The following is a 2,033-nucleotide window of genomic DNA, read 5'->3' as shown; positions in this document are numbered from 1 at the left end:
GTACGCCGAGGTCTGGCACCACGTCCTCGACGGTGGCCTGCTCGGCATCAGCACGAAGGCGCGGCTGGGCCGGGTCACGAGCCTGCCCCGCTCGTCGTTCGCCGCCGGACTGGAGGCCTGTCTGCTGCTCGGCACGGGGCCCTCGCCGGTGTTGGAGCGGCTGATCACGACGTACGAGTGGCCGCGCGGCTGAGCCGGGCGGGCGACCGGGCGAGCCGGGGCCCCATCGGTCGGCGGGGCCCCGGCGTCACATGACGCCGCGGGTACGGAACTGGACGCTGACGCGGGGTCCGACGGCGCGGGTGGACTTGGGCACCGCGTGCTCCATGGTGCGCTGGCAGGAGCCGCCCATGACCACCAGGTCGCCGTGCCCCAGCGGCAGCCGCAGCAGGGTCGGGCCGCCGTCGCGCGGGCGCAGCACCAGGTCGCGGGGGTCTCCCACGGAGACGATGGCGACCATGGTGTCCTCGGTCGCGGAGCGGCCGGTCCGGTCGCCGTGCCAGGCGACGCTGTCCTTGCCGTCCCGGTAGAGGCACAGCCCGGCCGTCACGAACGGTTCCCCCAGTTCGGGGGCGTAGTGGCCGGTCAGTGCCGAGCGGGCGTCGGTGAGCACGGGGTGCGGGAGTGGATCGCCGGCCCCGTAGAAGGCGAGCAGCCGGGGTACGTCCACGTCCCGTTCGTACATCCGGCGGCGCTCGGCGCGCCAGGGAACGTCGGCGGCGAGTCGCTCGAACAGCGCGTCGGAGCCGGACAGCCAGCCGGGCAGGTGATCGACCCAGGCGCCGGCCCCCAGCTCCGTGCGGCGCAGTTCCGTGAGCGGGCCGATCCGGATGTCGTCGGCCTGGTCGAAGAGGGAGCCCTGGAGCGCGTGCATGGTTTCCAGCGTACCCGCAGAACCGAACATCTGCTCGAATAGCGTGTCGGGGCTTGCCGGCCCGCGTAGGGCCCCGCGCGTCGGCACGGGTGGACCTCGGCCCGGACGCGCGCCCGCACGGAAGGCCCGCGCGCCCGCACGGGGCCGGCCCACTGACGGGCCGGTCCCGCTCCCCGGGTCAGCGGTGGGTGAACCCCGCCGCGCGCTTGTCCACGAAGGCGCTCATGCCCTCCTTCTGATCGGCCGTCGCGAACACCGCGTGGAACAGCCGCCGTTCGAAGCGGACGCCTTCGGCCAAGGTGGTCTCGAAGGCCCGGTTCACGGCCTCCTTCGCCATCATGGCGACGGGCGCGGACATTCCCGCCACCGCCGCGGCGACGGCGAGGGCCTCGGTGAGGAGGTCGGCGGCCGGGACGACGCGGGAGACCAGTCCGGCCCGCTCCGCCTCCACGGCGTCCATGGTCCGGCCGGTCAGGCAGAGCTCCATCGCCTTGGCCTTGCCGACGGCGCGGGTCAGTCGCTGGGATCCGCCGATGCCGGGGATGACGCCGAGTTTGATCTCCGGCTGCCCGAAGACGGCGGTGTCGGAGGCGAGCAGGATGTCGCAGAGCATCGCCAGCTCGCAGCCGCCGCCGAGGGCGTACCCCGAGACGGCGGCGACGGTCGGCGTGCGGAGGTCGCCGAGCCGGTCCCAGGCGGTGAACCAGTCACTGAGGTACATGTCCATGTACCCCTGCGGCTGCATCTCCTTGATGTCCGCGCCGGCCGCGAAGGCCTTCGTCGAACCGGTGAGGACGATGCAGCCGATGTCGGGGTCCCGGTCGAGGGCCTCGGTGGCGGCCACGACCTCGTTCATGACCGTGAGGTTGAGGGCGTTGAGCGCCTCGGGGCGGTTGAGGGTGAGCAGCGCGGTGCGCCCCGTGCGCTCGACGAGGATCGTTTCGTGGGCGGTGTCGGTCACGTGGTCGGTCACGAGGCGGGTCCGTTCCGGTCCGTGGTGGTGGCGCGCAGGGCGTGGACGATTCCGGAGAAGTCCTGTGTGGCCCCTTCCCCTTCGGCGAACGCGGCGTACATTTCGGGGGCCCGCCCGCCGAGTCCGGCGTCGATGCCGCCCGCGCGCAGGGCGTCGGCGGCGAGCCCCAGGTCCTTCGCCATGAGC

At 73.4% G+C, this 2,033-nt stretch carries 3 protein-coding genes and 1 pseudogene; 1 reads left to right on the top strand and 3 read right to left on the bottom strand.

The features are described 5' to 3' along the window. Positions 1–193, top strand: a 193-nt coding sequence (locus ADK55_RS13865) for a hypothetical protein (RefSeq protein WP_159041390.1), incomplete at its 5' end; no start/stop codon positions are given. A gap of 54 nt (positions 194–247) precedes the next feature. Here the strand turns inward: ADK55_RS13865 and ADK55_RS13860 are convergent. From ADK55_RS13860 to ADK55_RS13850, 3 genes and pseudogenes are all read right to left on the bottom strand, one after another. Beyond that, positions 248–874 (bottom strand): alpha-ketoglutarate-dependent dioxygenase AlkB, encoded by a 627-nt coding sequence (locus tag ADK55_RS13860; RefSeq protein WP_199826514.1) that lies wholly within the window; start codon positions 872–874, stop codon positions 248–250. A 178-nt stretch (positions 875–1,052) separates the two neighbouring features. Continuing rightward, the gene (locus ADK55_RS13855; RefSeq protein WP_053678534.1) at positions 1,053–1,835 is read right to left on the bottom strand and encodes an enoyl-CoA hydratase; all 783 of its coding nucleotides are present in this window, start codon (positions 1,833–1,835) and stop codon (positions 1,053–1,055) included. Between the two features lie 8 nt (positions 1,836–1,843). Next, positions 1,844–2,033: pseudogene (locus ADK55_RS13850) on the bottom strand (NAD-binding protein); the annotation flags it as partial.

Source organism: Streptomyces sp. WM4235, from assembly GCF_001279725.1.
Taxonomy (GTDB): domain Bacteria; phylum Actinomycetota; class Actinomycetes; order Streptomycetales; family Streptomycetaceae; genus Streptomyces.
This window is presented reverse-complemented; position numbering and strand designations above follow the sequence as displayed.